Below are 16,727 nucleotides of genomic sequence, written 5' to 3' on the forward strand. Positions count from 1 at the left end.
GCCGTGACACGTGGGCCGGGCCCCGCCGCAGCCCCCCTGGAGGGCCGCGGCCGGGGCCGGCCTCTGTTCCGCCCGGCTCTCCGGCAGGGGGCGGCCCGTCACCCGTGCGCGCGGTCGCGGGCCGGGAGAGGACCGGCCGGCGGACACCGGCGCCGCGGCCCGTGCCGCGATCGTCCACGGCCCGGCGAGGGATCGGGCGCTCAGCCGCCCGTGCGTGTCCGTGCCGCGTGCTGGGCGGCCAGGCGGACCGGGGCGTTGCGGGCGCCGTAGCCGCGGTGGGCGCCGTCGCGCTGGACGAGTTCGAAGAAGACGCGGCCGACGGTGAGGGTGTAACAGTGGCGCAGGGTGCCGTGCTCGTCGGCGTCGTAGAGGATGCCCAGGTCGCGGTAGGTCTCCAGCTCGCCGTCGGCGAACTCGTGCCGGGCGGCGAGGTCGTCGTAGTAGTTCGCCGGAATCGGCAGCAGCCGGCCGCCCGCGTCGCGGAAACGGCGGGCCGCGGCGACCACGTCGTCGGTGGCGAGCGCGATGTGCTGGGCGTGCACGGTGTCGTCCGTGGGCGCGGCACCGACACCGAGGGCGATCCGGACACCGCCGTCGGCGTTGCCGACCGCGCGGCTGCGCTGCAGGCCGTAGGGGTCGGCGAGGTCCACGCTCTCGTCGGCGCGCAGCCCGAGCACGCTGCGGTGGAAGAGGGCCGCCTCGTCGAAGTGGTGCCAGGGCTGGGTGAGGGCGAGATGGTCGATGTGCCGTACGGCCGTGGCGGCGGGGGCGTGCTCCACGTCCGCGAAGTCGGACCGCCAGCCGCCGCCGGAGGGCGGCCGGGTGCCGCAGAAGAACAGTTCCGTGCCGTCGGGCGCGGCCACCGCGTCGAGCGGGGCGTCCTCGGGGGCGCGGCGGCGCGGCAGTACGGGCGCCAGCATGGCCTCCGCGCGGCGGGCGGCACCGGCGGCGTCGGGTGACTCGAGGCCGACGGCCGCGAGCCGGGTGCCGTCACGGCGTACGGCCGCCCCGGTGTTGACGAGGATCCGGGCCTCGCCCTGCTGCCACAGGTCGACGGGCTTGCTGCGGTGCCGGGCGGTGCGGGCGAAGCCCAGCGCGTCGAGCAGCCCCGCGAGGGGGTCCGCGTCGGGCGTGACGAGTTCGGCGAAGGCGAACCCGGTGGGGACGACGGGGGCCGGGGGTTCGGCCGCGCCCACCTCCTCCTGGAGCATCAGCAGGGAGCGGCGGGCGTCCACGGCGGTCGGTCCGGCCTCGGCCTGCCGGACGACGTCGTTGAAGACCTCCAGGGAGAGCGGCCCGGCGTAGCCGGTGCGCAGCACGTGCCGGACCAGTCCGGCGACGTCGAAGCCGCCCTGGCCGGGGAAGCAGCGGTGATGGCGGCTCCACTGCAGCACGTCCATCGCGGGCAGCGGGGCGTCGGCGAGCTGGAGGAAGAAGATCTTCTCGCCGGGGATGTCCTCGATGCCCTTGGGGTCGCTGCCGCGCGAGAGGATGTGGAAGCTGTCCAGACAGGTCCCGAGCGCGGGATGCCCTGCCGCCTCGACGATGCGCCAGGCATGGTCGTACGTACTGACGTGCCGCCCCCAGGCCAGCGCCTCGTACGCCACCCGGATGCCGAAGCCGTCGGCGAGGTCGGCGAGTTCGCTCAGCTGCCGTGCGGCGAGGGCGTCGTCGTCGACGGCGGACGGGTCGACGCTGGAGCAGACGAGGACGGTGTCGGCGCCCAGCCTGCGCATCAGTTCGAACTTGTGCCGGGCGCGGCGCAGATTGCGGGCGAAGAGGTCCGCGGGCACGGCCTCGATGTCCCGCAGCGGCTGGTAGAGGTCGATGCCCAGGCCGAGGTCGGCGCAGCGGGCGCGGATCTCCTCGGGGGTGAGCACCGCGGTGAGCAGGTCGTTCTCGAAGATCTCCACGCCGTCGAAGCCGGCCCGGGCGGCGGCCGTGAGCTTCTCGGTGAGGGAGCCGCTGAGGGAGACGGTGGCGATGGACGTACGCACGTCGGTACCTCTTGCTTCTGTGGGGCTTCTCGGTCTCTCGGGCTTCTCGGTCTACTTCGGCGCCCCGACGGCGCCGTCGGTCAGCTCGGTGAGGTCCGCGAGCATCCGCGCGCTGTCGGGTTCCCGGCCGGTGAACAGGCGGAACGCGTCGGCGGCCTGGAAGGCGGCCATGCCGCCGCCGTCGAGGGTGGCGCAGCCGGCCGCGCGGGCGGTGCGCAGCAGCTCGGTCTCCAGCGGGCGGTAGACGACCTCGGCGACCCACAGTCCGGGGTGCAGCAGCCCGGCCGGCAGGGGCAGGCCGGGGTGGGCGGCCATGCCGGTGGGGGTGGCGTGCACGAGGCCGCCGTGGCCGTCGGCGGCGCCGAGCAGCTCCGGCAGCCGGCCCGGGGGCGCGGCGGCGGCGCGGCCCGGTCCGAAGCTCCGGTTCAGCGCGGCGGCCAGGTCGGCGGCCCGCTCGGGCAGCGCGTCGACGACGGTGACCCGTTCGGCGCCGAGGGTGAGCGTGGCGTGCGCGACGGCCGCGCCGGCGCCGCCCGCGCCGATCTGCACGACCCGTTCCAGCGGGGCTTCGGGCAGACCGCGGGCGAAGGCGGCGGCGAAGCCGGTGACGTCCGTGTTGTGGCCGACGGCGCGCCCGCCCTCGAACACGACGGTGTTGACCGCGCCGAGCGCCTCGGCCTGCGGATCGAGGGCGTCCAGGTGCTCGACGACGAGCCGCTTGCACGGGTGGGTGATGTTGAGCCCGTCGAAACCGAGCAGCCGGGCGGCGCGCAGCAGCTCGCCCACCGCATCGGGCGCCACGCCGATCGTGTCGAGGTCGAGGAGCCGGTACAGACAGCGCAGGCCCTGCCGGCCGGCTTCCCGCTCGTGCAGCGCGGGGCTGAGCGAGGGGCCGATGCCGGAGCCGATCAGCCCGACGAGATACGAGTCTTTGAGCACCGCGGACCTCCAGAGGCGGCTCACTAATGTACGAACCAGTACGTTAGCTATATCAGCCGTTCCGGGCCCGCGGGAAGCCCCGTCGGGCCGGGCGGGGGCTGCTTCTAGAATCACCGGCACCGCACCCCGGCCCGAAGGGACCCGATGACCAGCGTCGAAGAACCGGCACGGCCCGGCGAGCGCATCCGTGACGCCGCCCGCACCAGGGCCGAGATCCTCGACGTGGCGACGCGGGAGTTCTCCCGGGCCGGCTACGACGGGGCCCGCGTCGACGAGATCGCCGCCCGCACCCGCACCACCAAGCGGATGATCTACTACTACTTCGGCGGCAAGGAACAGCTGTTCACGGCCGTGCTGGAGCGGGCGTACGGCGTGATCCGCGAGGCCGAGCAGCAGCTGGACGTGGACCATCTGGACCCGGTGGCGGCCATCCGGCGGCTGGCGGAGCTGACGTTCGACCACCACGAGCGGCACCCGGACTTCATCCGCCTGGTCGGCATCGAGAACATCCACGGCGCGGAACACATCGCGGCCTCCGAGGAACTGGGCCGGATGGGCTCGCCCGCGCTGGACGTGATCCGCCGGATCCTGGCGGCCGGACAGGAGTCCGGGCTGTTCACGGCCGACGTCGACGCCGTGGACCTGCACGCGATGATCAGCTCGTTCTGCTTCTTCCGGGTGTCCAACCGGCACACCTTCGGCGCGCTGTTCGGCCGCGACCTGGTGGCCCCGGACCGGCGCGAGCACTACCGGGCGATGCTGGGCGACATGGTGATCGCCTATCTGACGGCGGAACGCACGGCGGGCTGAGCCCTGCCCCGGACCTGACCGAAGTCCGTACGACGCGACCCCTTGACAGTGCGGGCGGCCGGGCGCAGCATCCCTACCCAGCCGCTACTAACTACCCAGTGGGTTAATTAGCACATCGGCAACTCCCCTCCGCTCGTCCTCCGCGTACCGTCGTGGAGTCCCCCCGAAGGAGCACGCCGTGACCGTCCCCGCACCGCCCCGCGACGCCTCCCCGCCCGGACAGCCGAAGAAGGCGGCGGCCGCCGCCTGGATCGGCAGCGCATTGGAGTACTACGACTTCTTCATCTACGGCAGCGCGGCCGCACTGATCTTCCCGGAGATCTTCTTCGACGACTCCGACCCGGCCACCGCGACCCTGCTGTCGCTGGCCACGTTCGGTGTCGCGTACGCGGCCCGGCCGATCGGCGCGCTCTTCCTCGGGCACATCGGGGACCGGCTCGGCCGCAAGAAGATCATGGTCTTCACGCTGATGCTGATGGGCCTGTCGACCTTCCTCATCGGCTGTCTGCCCACCCGCGCCCAGGTCGGCTCCCTCGCCCCGGTCCTGCTGGTGCTGTGCCGGGTGCTGCAGGGCATCTCGGCGGCCGGCGAGCAGGCCAGCGCGAACTCGATGACGCTGGAACACGCGCCGCCGGACCGGCGGGGCTTCTTCACCAGCTTCACCCTCAGCGGCACGCAGGGCGGCCAGCTGCTGGCCACGCTGGTCTTCATCCCGATCGCCGCGCTGCCCGAGGAGCAGCTGCTGTCCTGGGGCTGGCGGGTGCCGTTCTGGCTGAGCGTCGCGGTCGCCGTCGTCGGGTGGGTCATCCGCCGCAGGCTGGACGAGACACCGGCGTTCGAGCAGCAGACCGCCGGCGAGGGGGTCGTGAAGCTGCCGCTGATGGTGCTGCTGCGCGAGCACCGGGCGGACGTCCTGCGGGTGGTCGCGGGCGCGCTGATCGCCTCGGTCAGCACCGTCTTCACGGTGTGGGCGCTGGCGTACGCCACCGGTGACACGGTCGGCATGTCCCGCTCGTCGATGCTGTGGGTGGGCGCGCTGGCCAATGTCGTCGCGCTGGCCGCGATCCCGCTGTGGGCCGCGCTCTCCGACCGCGTGGGCCGCCGTCCCGTCTATCTGATCGGGGCCGTCGGCAGCGCGGTGACGATGTTCCTCTACCTGTGGGCGATCTCCACGGGCGACTACGCGCTCACCCTGATCCTCGGGATCATCGCGTTCGGCGTGGTCTACAGCGCCGCGAACGGTGTGTGGCCGTCCTTCTACGGCGAGATGTTCCCGACCAGGGTCCGGCTGTCGGGCGTGGCGATCGGCACGCAGATCGGCTTCGCGGTGGCCGGGTTCGCGGTCACGTTCGCCGCGCGGATCGCCGGGCCCGACGGCGACGACTGGATGGCGGTGGCCCTCTTCACGGCCGCTCTGTGCGTGCCCCCGGTCATCGCGGCGATCACGGCCCGCGAGACCCATCGCGTCCCCACCGGGCAGCTCGGCGAACGTGCCGTCGAGGAGAGCGCGGAACGGCCGGAGAAGGTGACGGCCTGACCCACGTCGAAGACGTTCCCGACCGGTCAGGAATCAAGAAGCGCAGGTGGACACGGTCCGCCTAGCCTAGCCTTGCCGCGATGGGGACGCCGGCGGGGACCGCGCACGCGGTCCTCGCCCGACGGAGGGGAACGATGAGCATGACCACGAGGACAGAGCAGCAGCCGGCCGAGCCGCACGCCGCCGACAGCCACGATCTGATCCGCGTGCACGGGGCGCGTGAGAACAACCTCAAGGACGTCAGCATCGAGATACCCAAGCGCCGGCTGACGGTGTTCACCGGTGTCTCCGGCTCGGGCAAGAGCTCCCTGGTGTTCGACACGATCGCCGCCGAGTCGCAGCGGCTGATCAACGAGACGTACAGCGCCTTCCTCCAGGGCTTCATGCCGAACCTGGCCCGCCCCGAGGTCGACGTGCTCGACGGCCTGACCACCGCCATCACCGTCGACCAGCAGCGGATGGGATCCGATCCCCGCTCCACCGTCGGCACCGCCACCGACGCCAACGCGATGCTGCGCATCCTCTTCAGCAGGCTCGGCACACCGCACATCGGCCCGCCCGCCGCGTACTCCTTCAACGTCGCCTCGGTCTCGGCGACCGGCGGCTTCACCGTCGACCGCGGTTCCGAGAAGACCAGGACCGAGAAGGTCAGCTTCAGCCGCACCGGCGGCATGTGCACACACTGCGAGGGCCGGGGCACGGTCTCCGACATCGACCTCACGCAGCTGTTCGACGACTCCAAGTCGCTCTCCGAGGACCCCTTCACCATCCCCACGTACACCGGGGACGGCTGGACCGTGCGGGTCATCACCGAGTCGGGCTTCTTCGACAAGGACAAGCCGATCCGCGAGTACACCAAGAAGGAGCGGCACGACTTCCTCCACCGCGAGCCGACCAAGGTGAAGATCAACGGGGTCAACCTCACCTACGAGGGGCTGATCCCGAAGCTCCAGAAGTCGTTCCTGTCCAAGGACCGCGAGTCGATGCAGCCGCACATCCGGGCCTTCGTGGACCGGGCGGTCACCTTCGCCGAGTGCCCCGACTGCGACGGCACCCGGCTCAGCGAACTGGCCCGCTCCTCGAGGATCGGCGAGTTCAACATCGCCGACGCCTGCGCCATGGAGATCCGCGACCTGGCCGAATGGGTCCGCGGGCTGACGGAACCGTCGGTGACGCCGCTGCTCACCAAGCTCCAGCACACCCTCGACTCGTTCGTGGAGATCGGCCTCGGCTACCTCTCCCTCGACCGGGCCTCGGGCACGCTCTCCGGCGGTGAGGCGCAGCGCACCAAGATGATCCGCCACCTCGGCTCCTCGCTCACCGACGTGACGTACGTCTTCGACGAGCCGTCCATCGGCCTGCACCCGCACGACATCCAGCGGATGAACAACCTGCTGCTGCGGCTGCGGGACAAGGGCAACACGGTGCTGGTGGTGGAGCACAAGCCGGAGACGATCGCCATCGCCGACCACGTCGTGGACCTCGGCCCCGGCGCCGGCACGGCGGGCGGCACCGTCTGCTTCGAGGGCACCGTCGACGCCCTGCGCGCGAGCGACACCGTCACCGGCCGCCACCTCGACGACCGGGCCAAGCTGAAGGAGACGGTCCGCAAGGCCACCGGCGCGCTGGAGATCCGCGGCGCGAACGCCAACAACCTCCAGGACGTCGACGTCGACATACCGCTCGGCGTGCTCTGCGTCGTCACCGGTGTCGCCGGCTCCGGCAAGAGCTCCCTCGTCCACGGCTCCGTACCGGCCCCCGAGGGCGTGGTCTCGGTGGACCAGACCCCGATCCGCGGCTCGCGCCGCAGCAACCCGGCGACGTACACGGGGCTGCTCGACCCGATCCGCAAGGCGTTCGCCAAGGCCAACGGCGTCAAGCCGGCGCTGTTCAGCGCCAACTCCGAGGGCGCCTGCCCCACCTGCAACGGCGCCGGCGTCATCTACACCGATCTGGCGATCATGCAGAGTGTCGCCACGCCCTGCGAGGACTGCGGGGGCAAGCGCTTCGACACGTCGGTGCTCGAGTACCGCTTCGGCGGCCGGGACATCAGCGAGGTGCTCGCGATGTCGGTGACCGAGGCCGAGGAGTTCTTCCGCGAGGGCGAATCACGGATTCCGGCCGCGCACCGGATCGTCGAGCGGATGGCGGACGTCGGCCTCGGCTACCTCACCCTCGGCCAGCCGCTCACCACCCTGTCCGGCGGCGAGCGGCAGCGGCTGAAGCTGGCCGTCCACATGGCCGACAAGGGCGGTGTGTACGTCCTCGACGAGCCGACCACCGGTCTGCACCTCGCCGACGTGGAGCAGCTGCTCGGCCTGCTCGACCGCCTCGTGGACTCCGGGAAGTCGGTCATCGTCATCGAGCACCACCAGGCGGTCATGGCGCACGCCGACTGGATCGTCGACCTCGGCCCCGGGGCCGGTCACGACGGCGGCCGGATCGTCTTCGAGGGCACCCCCGCCGACCTGGTCGCCGCCCGCGCCGGCCTCACGGGCGAGCACCTCGCGGCGTACGTCGGCGCCTGAGGCACGCGCGGTACGCGCCGGGGTGTTCTTCGGTCACGCCCCGGCGCGGCGCGGGATGCCGTACGCCCGTTCCACGCGCAGTCGCAGCACCAGGCGCCGGTCGCGGACCATCGCGGCGCGGTAGTCGTCCCAGTCGGTGTGCTCGCCGTTGATGTCGCGGTACAGCCGGATCAGTTCCTCCACCGTCTCGTCGTACAGGTTCCCGGCGACGGGTGACAGGTCGGCGGTGCCCTCGGCGACCGTGTAGGCCCACCGGTCGTCGCTGGTGACGTGGTAGGAGGCGCGGGGATCGCGCCGCATGTTGCGGGTCTTGGCCCGGTCGTCGGTGAGCGAGACGCGGATGACCCGCTCGTCGGGGTAGTAAGCGTGCATGACGTTCGACAGCTGGGGCCGCCCGTCACGTTTCAGGGTGACGAGCACTCCCCCGTGCCGCTCGGAGAGCAGGGCGAGCAGTGCGTTCTGTTCGGCGTCCTGGGTCATGACTCGTTCAACGGTCCGCACCGGGCCGGTGTTCCCCCGAGGAGAACGATGACAGTGCTGCGGCAGGAGACCGATCCCGCCGAGGCCGGGCTGGACGCGGGGGCGCTGGAGCGCCTGGACCGGCACTTCGCCCGTCTGGTCGACGAGGGGAGGCTGCCCGGGTTCCTGGTGGCCGTCGCCCGGGGCGGGCGCGTCGCGCACCTCACGGCGTACGGGGCGCGGGACGTCGCGGCGGGCCTGCCGGTGGAGAGCGACACGCTGTGGCGGATCTACTCCATGACCAAGCCGGTGACGGCCGTCGCCGCGCTGATGCTGATGGAGGAGGGCCGCCTGTCGCTGGACGACCCGGTCGGCCGCCATCTCCCGGCGTTCGCACGGCCGCGCGTGTACGAGAGCGGAGCGGGTGACGGGGTGCGGACCCGCCCTCCCGCCGGCCCTCTCCTCGTACGGCATCTGATGACGCACACCGCCGGTCTGACGTTCGCCTTCTACCACTCCCACCCCGTCGACGCGCTGTACCGCGCGGCCGGGCTGGAGTCGTCGGTGGCGCCGGGCGCGGATCTCGCGGGGACGACCGAGGTGTACGCGCGTCTGCCGCTGCAGTTCGATCCGGGTACGCAGTGGAACTACTCGGTCGCCTCGAACGTGCTGGGGCGGATCGTCGAGGTGGTGTCGGGCCGCCCGCTCGACGTGTTCCTCGCCGAACGGATCTTCCGGCCGCTCGGTATGACGGACGCCGGATTCGAGGTCACCGACGAACAGGCGGGGCGGCTCGCGGAGATGTACGGGGAGTCCGACGACGGCGGCATCGAGACCGTCCCCGGGCTGCCGCTGCGGGGCCGGCCCCGGTTCCTGTCCGGCAGCGGCGGCATGGTGGCCTCCGCCCACGACTTCCACCGTTTCATGGAGCTGCTGCGCCGGCGCGGCGAACTCGACGGTACACGCCTGCTCTCCCCGGCGACCGTGGACCTGATGACCCGCAACCACCTCCCCGGCGGCGCCGACCTGCGCGCCTTCGGCAGCCACCCCGCACACGACGTCCCCGGCAACGCGGGCGTCGGCTTCGGCCTCGGCGTCTCCGTCGTCATCGACCCCTCCCGCACGCAGGCCCCGTCCGCTCCCGGCAGCTACGGCTGGAGCGGCGTGGCCACGACCACGTTCTGGGTCGACCCGGGCCGCGACCTGACCGTGCAGTTCTACACGCAGGTGCGGCCCGGTTCCTCCCACACCGTCTTCCGGGACCTCAAACGGCTGGTGCACGAGGCGGTGACGCGCTGACCGTGGGGCCGGGTCAGGACAGGTGCGCCACGGCGTCCAGATGGGGCAGGTGGTGGTCGAGCCGCTCCCGCTTGGTGCGCAGGTAGGTGATGTTGTTCTCGCACGGCGGTATCAGCAGCGGCACCTGCTCGGCGACCTGGACGCCGTGCCGGACCAGCGCCTCGCGCTTGCGCGGGTTGTTGGACATCAGCCGCACCGAGCGTACGCCCAGGTCCTGGAGGATCCCGGCGGCGACACCGTAGTCGCGGGCGTCCACGGGGAACCCGAGCGCCAGGTTCGCCTCGACGGTGTCCAGGCCCTCCGCCTGCAGGGCCATCGCCCGCAGCTTGCCGAGGAGTCCGATGCCGCGGCCCTCGTGGCCCCTCAAGTAGACGACGACGCCCGCCCCTTCGGCGACGACCGCGCGCAGCGCCGACGCGAGCTGGTCGCCGCACTCGCAGTGCTGGGAGCCGAAGGCGTCCCCGGTCAGGCACTCCGAGTGCAGCCGGACGAGGACTTCGTCCGTGCCGATGTCGCCGTACACCAGGGCGACCTGCTCGTCACCGCGGTCGTGGTCCAGGTAACCGACCGCCTGGAACTTGCCGTACACGGTGGGCAGCGGCGCATTCACGACGCGTTCCACGCCGGTCCGCCGCTGGGGCTTCTTGCCGAGTACGCCTACTTTTTCTGTCATGATTCCCGAGTTCCTAAGCAGAGACGAAAGGCCGTGACGATATGGGTGGTTCACAAAAGCGGTCGGCGGCATACGGTCCGGTGCACGGCCTGTTGCCGGCGGATACTACTGAGGATGTACGGACGCGGGGAGCCGGCGTCTCACGGCAGATCGCGGTACTTCCGGTCGGGAGTTTCGAGCAGCACGGTCCGTTCCTGCCGTTGGCGACCGACACGCTGGTCGCCTGCGCGATCGCGCGGGAGATCGCCGACGCCTTTCCGGTGCACCTCCTCCCTCCGGTGACGATCTCCTGCTCCCACGAGCACGCGGCCTGGCCGGGGACCGTCTCCCTCTCCTCCGTCACGCTCCACGCGGTGATACGGGACATCGCCGACTCGCTCCGCAGGTCGGGCGTGGACACCCTGGTGCTGGTCAACGGGCACGGCGGAAACTACGTACTGGGCAACGTCGTCCAGGAATCCTCCGCCCGCGGCGAGCGAACGGCGCTGTTCCCGGCCCCGGAGGACTGGGAGACGGCACGCGCACGAGCCGGCGTCGCCACATCCCTCCTCACCGACATGCACGCGGGCGAAATCGAGACCTCCATTCTTCTCCACACACATCCCGAATTGCTCCGCCCCGGTTATGAGACCTCCGATCACACAGCGGACGACCGCCGCCACCTCCTCACCACGGGCATGTCCGCCTACACCGATTCGGGCGTCATCGGCCGCCCTTCTCTGGGCACGGCGGAAAAGGGCAGGGAAATCCTGGCAAGTTTGGCGGATTCGTTCGCGACGTACTTCTCACTACTGACCTCACCTTCCGGCACATCCAGCCCGTCCGGCGTCTGAGGACGAGGCCGAAGGCCGGCAGGGGGTCCGGGGGCTACGCCCCCGGGGACGGGACGGGAAAGGGCGGCGGGGGCGACAACACCACGGCCCCCGCCCCGCACCCCCGCGTACCACCGACCGACCAGCACCACCACACCGGGCAGGCTGGCCACAAGACTGAGCACCCCGTAGACGACCGCGACGGTCAGCCCCCGCCCCGCCCCGAGCCCCGCCGCCCCGAACGCCCAAGCGGTGACCCCCTCCCGAGGCCCCCACCCGCCCACGTTCAACGGCAGCCCCATGGCCAGCAACGCCAGTACGGCCAGCGGCAACAGCTCCCCCACGGACGCGTCCGCCCCCGCGACATCCGCAGCGAGAACGAACATCCCCACATACCCGGCCAGCACGACGATGGACGAAACAAGGACACCGGGCGCGTTACGCCGCGACAACAACCCCTCACGCGCCTCGGCGAACACCCCACGGCCGACGCCCCGCCCCGGCGCCCGGTTCATCCGCACCGCCAACACCACCGCACAGGCCCCCAGCACACCGAGCCCCACCACCGGCGCGGCCTGCCGCACTTCATCGAGCACCGGCGACGGCATGGTCACCAACACCACCGCCCCCACGGCGAACAGCGCGAGCTGCCCGGCGGTCCGCTCCAGCACCACCGCCCGCACCCCCCGCCCCATGTCCCCGGCGCTCTGCCCGTGCCGCACGGCCCGGTGGACGTCACCCAACACACCCCCGGGCAAGGCCGCGTTGAGGAACAGGGCACGGTAGTAATCGGCGACAGCCGCCCCCAGCGGCAGCCGGATCCCGATCCCCCGGGCGACCAGCGCCCAGCGCCACGCGCTGAACACGGTGGTCACCAGCCCGATCCCGAGCCCCGCGAGCAGTGTCGGCCCGTCGATACGGCGCAGCCCGTCCACGAGGACACCGGTGTCGATGCGCCACAGCAGAACCGCGAGGATCACGACACCGCCGAGCGTGCCGAGACGGGTGCGCACGACAGGGGTGCCGATCCGGGCCGGAACACCGCGGAACCACGCACTCATGCGGCCCCGTCCACCGGCCGGCACAGAGCGAGCAGATCACTGTGATGGACGACGACCCTCAACTCCCCAGCCGCACAGGCCTCCAGCCGCTCGGCCAGATAACCGTCGGCGCGCGGCGCCAGTTCCGGCCGCTCCTCCACCGCCGCACCGACCCACCCCCGCAGCCACTGCTCGGTCAACGCGGCCTCTCCGGGGCCGAGCCGCCAGGGGCTCGGGTTGATCCGTACCGTCGCACCGTGCTCGGCGAACGCCTCGGCGGCCACCGTGACCGCGTCCGGCCCGAGCAGCCCGCCCCGCCGCTGATGGGCGTTGAACGCCTCCGTGATCTCGCGGTCCAGGGGGTGCGGCTCGGTCAGTTCCACCCGTCCGGCCACCGACAACGTCAGCAGGGCCGGGCAGCCGGCTCCCGCGCAGGCGGCGGCGAGGGCGCCGACCTCCTCGCGGGTGAGGACGTCGAGCAGCGCGGACGCCGTCACCAGGGAGGCACCGGCCAGCGCGTCCGAGGTGAGCCGGGCGACGTCACCGCGCCGGGTCTCGACGGTGACATGGCTGCCGTCGGCGGCGGAGCGCGGGGAGGCGACGGCGGCGAAGTGCAGCAGGTAGGGGTCCCGGTCGTGCAGGACCCAGTGCTGGGCGCCGTCGAGGTGGGGGGCGAGCCAGCGGCCCATCGAGCCGGTGCCGCAGCCGATGTCGTGGATGACGAGACCGTCCGCCCGGCGCGGCAGATTGGCGAGCCGGATGCGCAGCGGATCCAGCAGATCGTACGACCGGGCGGCGGCGTCGGCCGGTTCCCGCAGTTGGAGCCACTCGGGCGCGTAGCGGGCCGGTTCGTCGTCGCCGGTGTCCCGTAGCCGCAGGGTGGCCCGCTCCCCGGGGCGGGGCGCGGGACCGGCACCGGGGATGACCTCCCGGGTGCCGGGCGGGGCCGGGATGGTCCCGCCGTACTGGGTGGTGGTCGCCTGTTCGGTCATGCGGCCCTCCGGGGTTCGGTGGGAAGCCGGCGCAGTACCGCCGCCAGGCTCTGTGCGGTGCTCGCCCAGCCGCCGAGTGCGGCCCGCCGGCTGCGGGCGGCGGCCTTGAGCCGGCGCCTCACGTCCGCCTCGCCGAACCAGCCGCGCAGTTCGGCGGCGATGGCGGCGGGGTTCTCCGGCGGGACGAGGATGCCGGGCACTCCCCCGTCGGGTGCGCGGCCGACCGCCTCGGGCAGCCCGCCGACGTCGGTCGCCAGCACCGGGATGCCGCGCGCCAGCGCCTCGGTGACCGCCATGCCGTACGTCTCCGCGTACGAGGTGAGCACCATGAGGTCGGCGGTGGCGTAACTGGCGTCCAGTGCGGCGCCGGCCCGCGGGCCGGTCAGCTCCAGCCGGTCCTCCAGGCCGTGCTCGCGGATGAGTCCGCGCAGGTGGGCGACGTACTCGGGATCGTGCCCCAGCCCGCCGACGAGCGCGCAGCTCCACGGCAGGTCGGCCACCGCCGCCAGCGCCTCCACCAGCCGGTGCTGTCCCTTGCGCGGGGTCACGGCGGCCACGCACAACAGCCGGGAGACACCGTCGGTGCCGGGCGCGAGGGGCGCGATGTCGGCGCCGGGGGCGGCGACATGGACGCGGTCGGGGGCCAGGCCGTGATGGGAGACGAGGCGGCGTACGGCCCAGTCGCTGGTGGCGATCACCGCGGGCACCGCCCGCAGGACCGCGCGCTCGCGGGCGTCCAGTTCGGCGGCGACGGCCGCGTCGAGCCCGGTCTCGTCGCCGAGCGGCAGATGCACGAGGACGGCCATGCGCAGCCGGCCCTCCTCCGCCTGGGGGACGACGATCCCGGGCACTCCGCAGGCGACCAGCCCGTCGAGCAGGACGACGGCGCCGTCCGGCAGTTCGCGCAGGGTGCGGGCGAGTTCCGCGCGGGCGGCGGCGTCCGGCCGGGGCCAGTCACCGGCCACGGCGTGCCGGTGCACCTGCCAGCCGAACCCGGGCAGGTCCAGGCACACGCGCCGGTCGTAGGCGTTGCCGCCGCTCGGCGTGGCCGGGTCGTCGACACCGCCCGGCATCACGAAGTGCACGGAACGCAGCGACATGGGGATGATCCCGCCGTTCCTCGGGAAGGACGCCTGCCGGGGAACGTAGTCCAGGCGGGCGGTGCCGGCCCGGTCGGGGGCCGTGCCGGTCACGTCCATGGTCGTGTCGGTCACAGGGCACGCTCGTAACTCGCCCAGGCGATGTGCGACTCGTGCAGGGTGACGGCGATGCCCGCGATGCCCTTGGCGCCCTCGCCCAGCGCACCCTTGTGGATGCGTTCGGCGAGCCGGTCGGCGATGACCTTGGCCAGGTACTCCGTGGAGGTGTTGACCCCCGCGAAGTCGGGTTCGTTGTCGAGATTGCGGTAGTTCAGCTCGCCGACGACGGCCCCGAGTTCCTGTGTGGCCAGGCCGATGTCGACGACGATGTTGTCCTCGTCCAGCTGTTCGCGCCGGAACGTGGCGTCCACGAGGAACGTGGCTCCGTGCAGGCGCTGGGCCGGTCCGAAGACCTCGCCGCGGAAGCTGTGGGCGATCATGATGTGATCGCGGACGGTGATGCTGAACAACGGACGACCCTCCAGGTGCGGCGCGTCTGCTCCCCGGCCGATCTCCGACGGGGATGCCGTGTAGTACGGCTGACTGCCTTCCCCTGTTCAGCGTCCGCCACGTCTTTTCTCAGGTCAGGCGCGCCGGCCCCGCTACGGGGTGTCGTAGCGCACGCGGTGGCACAGGGCCGGTGTCTCCCCGGAGGCGAGGCGGGGCATGACGTCGGGCAGTTCCCCGAAGGCGGACTCGCCGGTGACGAGGGCGTCGAGGGCGGGGTCGGCGAGCAGGTCGAGGGCGAGGGCGAGCCGGTCGGCGTAACCGCGGTTCGCGCGGGCCGGGGAGACGGTGCCGACCTGGCTGCTGCGGATGACCAGTCGCCGGGAGTGGAAGGTCTCGCCCAGCGGGAGGCTCACCTTCCGGTCGCCGTACCAGCTCAGTTCGACGACGGTGCCCTCGGGGCGGAGCAGTTCGAGCGCCCGGCCGAGTCCCTGCTCGGTGGCGCTGGCGTGCACGACCAGGTCGCACTCGCCGAGCGCGTCCCCGGGCAGCGCGAACCCGACGCCGAGCGCCGCCGCGGTCCTGGCGCGCGCCGGCTCGGCGTCGACGAGCTGCACCCGTACGCCGGGGAACCGTGCCAGCAGCGCGGCCACCGAGCAGCCGACCATTCCGCCGCCGACGACGGCGATCCGGTCGCCGACCAGCGGCGCCGCGTCCCACAACGCGTTGACGGCGGTCTCCACCGTGCCGGCGAGCACGGCCCGCCCGGCGGGCACACCGTCGGGCACGGGCGTGACGGCGCCCGCCGGGACGACGTACCGCGTCTGGTGCGGATACAGGCAGAACACGGTGCGTCCGACGAGTGCCTCCGGTCCCTCCTCCACCACCCCCACGTTGAGGTAGCCGTACTTCACGGGGGCCGGGAAGTCGCCCTCCTGGAACGGCGCCCGCATGGCGGCGTGCTGGCTTTCCGGCACCCCGCCTCGGAAGACGAGCGTCTCCGTGCCCCTGCTCACCCCGGAGTACAGCGAGCGCACCAGCACCTCGTCCGCGCCGGGGGCGGGCAGGGCGACCTCACGGATCGCCCCTCGGCCGGGCGAGTCGAGCCAGAACGCACGTGCGGTGCGGTTCATCGAATTCCTCCTGAACGATCGGGAAGCCGCGCGCGTACCGAGTGGTGCACAGGCCGCGCACAAGGTAGCGGCGTTGATCGACTCTGTCACACGGCCGGAGGGTGTTCGGTGGCCCTGAACAACAGTTACGACGCGAGGCTCGTACAGCAGGAGACCGCCGTGGGGGCGGGCGTACAGATCCTGTTGCTGGCCCTGATCGGTACGGCGATCGGCATGGGCCCCGCGGGCTGGCTGACCGGCCTCGCGTTCGCGATCGCCACCTGGGCGGTGCTCTCCCGGGCCCTGCACCGGTCCCGGCTGCGCTCCTTCGGCGCGGCCAACCGGGTCACGCTCGGCCGTGCCACCCTCGTCGGCGGGGTCACCGCGCTGGTCGCCGACTCGTTCCAGGACTCACCGCCCGTCTCGCTCTTCGTCGGCCTGACCGCCGTGGCCCTGATCCTGGACGGCGTGGACGGCAAGGTGGCCCGCAGGACCGGTACGTCGACTCCGCTGGGCGCCCGCTTCGACATGGAGGTGGACGCGTTCCTGATCCTGGTGCTGAGTGTGTACGTGTCGATGGCGATGGGTCCATGGGTGCTCCTCATCGGTGGTATGCGGTATGTCTTCGTGGCCGCCGCGCGTGTCCGGCCCTGGCTGACCGCCCCGCTCCCGCCGAGCACGGCCCGCAAGACGGTGGCCGCGCTCCAGGGCGTGCTGTTGCTGCTGGCCGGGGCGGCTCTGCTGCCGCACGTGGTCAACGTCGGTGTGGTGGTGCTGGCGCTGGGGCTGCTGGTGTGGTCGTTCGGCCGGGACGTGCTGTGGCTGTGGCGGACGTCCCGGGTGGAGGCGGCTCCCGCCGGGCCCGAGGTGCGGCGGGAACTGGTCGCGGGCTGACGGCCGGCCGGGGGCGCGGCACACCGTCGTCGGTGAGGTGAGCGGATGC

General features: G+C 72.4%; 14 protein-coding genes and 1 pseudogene. 6 read left to right on the top strand and 9 right to left on the bottom strand.

The features are described from left to right. Positions 1-200: 200 nt before the first annotated feature. The gene (locus ACFV5H_RS12775) at positions 201-1,997 is read right to left on the bottom strand and encodes a bifunctional sugar phosphate isomerase/epimerase/4-hydroxyphenylpyruvate dioxygenase family protein (RefSeq protein WP_385044629.1); all 1,797 of its coding nucleotides are present in this window, start codon (positions 1,995-1,997) and stop codon (positions 201-203) included. A gap of 51 nt (positions 1,998-2,048) precedes the next feature. Then, a complete protein-coding gene (locus tag ACFV5H_RS12780) occupies positions 2,049-2,936 on the bottom strand; it encodes a shikimate dehydrogenase (protein WP_385194522.1) in 888 nt (295 codons plus the stop codon). A gap of 144 nt (positions 2,937-3,080) precedes the next feature. On the opposite strand from ACFV5H_RS12780, the gene ACFV5H_RS12785 reads away from it, so the two are divergent. The 3 genes from ACFV5H_RS12785 to ACFV5H_RS12795 all read left to right on the top strand — a co-directional run bounded on the left by ACFV5H_RS12785 (position 3,081) and on the right by ACFV5H_RS12795 (position 7,811). After that, positions 3,081-3,746 (top strand): TetR/AcrR family transcriptional regulator, encoded by a 666-nt coding sequence (locus ACFV5H_RS12785; protein ID WP_385044624.1) that lies wholly within the window; start codon positions 3,081-3,083, stop codon positions 3,744-3,746. 178 nt (positions 3,747-3,924) lie between these two features. Further along, positions 3,925-5,283 carry an MFS transporter gene (locus ACFV5H_RS12790; RefSeq protein ID WP_385044621.1) on the top strand — a complete coding sequence of 453 codons (1,359 nt, stop codon included), beginning with the start codon at positions 3,925-3,927 and terminating at the stop codon, positions 5,281-5,283. Between the two features lie 134 nt (positions 5,284-5,417). After that, a complete protein-coding gene (locus ACFV5H_RS12795) occupies positions 5,418-7,811 on the top strand; it encodes an ATP-binding cassette domain-containing protein (protein WP_385194524.1) in 2,394 nt (797 codons plus the stop codon). Positions 7,812-7,844: 33 nt separating this feature from the next. Here the strand turns inward: ACFV5H_RS12795 and ACFV5H_RS12800 are convergent, their stop codons facing one another. After that, positions 7,845-8,291: a PPOX class F420-dependent oxidoreductase gene (locus tag ACFV5H_RS12800; protein WP_385194527.1), complete on the bottom strand. Its 447-nt coding sequence runs from the start codon at positions 8,289-8,291 to the stop codon at positions 7,845-7,847. A 48-nt stretch (positions 8,292-8,339) separates the two neighbouring features. On the opposite strand from ACFV5H_RS12800, the gene ACFV5H_RS12805 reads away from it, so the two are divergent. Then, a complete protein-coding gene (locus tag ACFV5H_RS12805; protein WP_385044612.1) occupies positions 8,340-9,569 on the top strand; it encodes a serine hydrolase domain-containing protein in 1,230 nt (409 codons plus the stop codon). A 13-nt stretch (positions 9,570-9,582) separates the two neighbouring features. Here ACFV5H_RS12805 and ribA read toward each other — a convergent pair whose 3' ends face one another. Continuing rightward, positions 9,583-10,242 (bottom strand): GTP cyclohydrolase II, encoded by a 660-nt coding sequence (gene ribA / locus ACFV5H_RS12810; RefSeq protein WP_385044609.1) that lies wholly within the window; start codon positions 10,240-10,242, stop codon positions 9,583-9,585. A 41-nt stretch (positions 10,243-10,283) separates the two neighbouring features. Here ribA and ACFV5H_RS12815 point away from each other — a divergent pair, with 41 nt between their 5' ends. Then, positions 10,284-11,075 carry a creatininase family protein gene (locus tag ACFV5H_RS12815; RefSeq protein ID WP_385044606.1) on the top strand — a complete coding sequence of 264 codons (792 nt, stop codon included), beginning with the start codon at positions 10,284-10,286 and terminating at the stop codon, positions 11,073-11,075. Between the two features lie 146 nt (positions 11,076-11,221). Here ACFV5H_RS12815 and ACFV5H_RS12820 read toward each other — a convergent pair. The 5 genes and pseudogenes from ACFV5H_RS12820 to ACFV5H_RS12840 all read right to left on the bottom strand — a co-directional run. Next, a pseudogene (locus tag ACFV5H_RS12820) lies at positions 11,222-12,115 on the bottom strand (lysylphosphatidylglycerol synthase transmembrane domain-containing protein); the annotation flags it as partial. Then, positions 12,112-13,086 (bottom strand): class I SAM-dependent methyltransferase, encoded by a 975-nt coding sequence (locus ACFV5H_RS12825; RefSeq protein WP_385044603.1) that lies wholly within the window; start codon positions 13,084-13,086, stop codon positions 12,112-12,114. The gene ACFV5H_RS12825 and the pseudogene ACFV5H_RS12820, both read right to left, overlap by 4 nt. After that, positions 13,083-14,285: a glycosyltransferase family 4 protein gene (locus tag ACFV5H_RS12830; protein WP_385044654.1), complete on the bottom strand. Its 1,203-nt coding sequence runs from the start codon at positions 14,283-14,285 to the stop codon at positions 13,083-13,085. The genes ACFV5H_RS12825 and ACFV5H_RS12830 overlap by 4 nt, the downstream gene beginning before the upstream one ends. Positions 14,286-14,296: 11 nt before the next feature. Further along, positions 14,297-14,695, bottom strand: a complete 399-nt coding sequence (locus tag ACFV5H_RS12835; protein ID WP_073931421.1) for a 6-carboxytetrahydropterin synthase — start codon at positions 14,693-14,695, stop codon at positions 14,297-14,299. A gap of 132 nt (positions 14,696-14,827) precedes the next feature. Further along, the gene (locus ACFV5H_RS12840) at positions 14,828-15,805 is read right to left on the bottom strand and encodes a zinc-binding alcohol dehydrogenase (RefSeq protein ID WP_385194529.1); all 978 of its coding nucleotides are present in this window, start codon (positions 15,803-15,805) and stop codon (positions 14,828-14,830) included. Positions 15,806-15,913: 108 nt separating this feature from the next. Between ACFV5H_RS12840 and ACFV5H_RS12845 the strand changes: the two genes are divergently transcribed. Next, positions 15,914-16,678 (top strand): CDP-alcohol phosphatidyltransferase family protein, encoded by a 765-nt coding sequence (locus ACFV5H_RS12845; protein WP_385194532.1) that lies wholly within the window; start codon positions 15,914-15,916, stop codon positions 16,676-16,678. Positions 16,679-16,727 lie beyond the last annotated feature (49 nt).

This window comes from Streptomyces sp. NPDC059787, from assembly GCF_042732315.1.
In the GTDB taxonomy this organism is placed as follows: Bacteria; Actinomycetota; Actinomycetes; order Streptomycetales; family Streptomycetaceae; genus Streptomyces; species Streptomyces atrovirens.

Coding starts and splice junctions, on each gene's coding strand:
- ACFV5H_RS12840 (WP_385194529.1), bottom strand. CDS start 15,805: ATGAACCGCACCGCACGTGCGTTCTGGCTCGACTCGCCCGGCCGAGGG.
- ACFV5H_RS12785 (WP_385044624.1), top strand. CDS start 3,081: ATGACCAGCGTCGAAGAACCGGCACGGCCCGGCGAGCGCATCCGTGAC.
- ACFV5H_RS12795 (WP_385194524.1), top strand. CDS start 5,418: ATGAGCATGACCACGAGGACAGAGCAGCAGCCGGCCGAGCCGCACGCC.
- ACFV5H_RS12830 (WP_385044654.1), bottom strand. CDS start 14,285: ATGGACGTGACCGGCACGGCCCCCGACCGGGCCGGCACCGCCCGCCTG.
- ACFV5H_RS12825 (WP_385044603.1), bottom strand. CDS start 13,086: ATGACCGAACAGGCGACCACCACCCAGTACGGCGGGACCATCCCGGCC.
- ACFV5H_RS12800 (WP_385194527.1), bottom strand. CDS start 8,291: ATGACCCAGGACGCCGAACAGAACGCACTGCTCGCCCTGCTCTCCGAG.
- ACFV5H_RS12815 (WP_385044606.1), top strand. CDS start 10,284: ATGGGTGGTTCACAAAAGCGGTCGGCGGCATACGGTCCGGTGCACGGC.
- ACFV5H_RS12805 (WP_385044612.1), top strand. CDS start 8,340: ATGACAGTGCTGCGGCAGGAGACCGATCCCGCCGAGGCCGGGCTGGAC.
- ribA (WP_385044609.1), bottom strand. CDS start 10,242: ATGACAGAAAAAGTAGGCGTACTCGGCAAGAAGCCCCAGCGGCGGACC.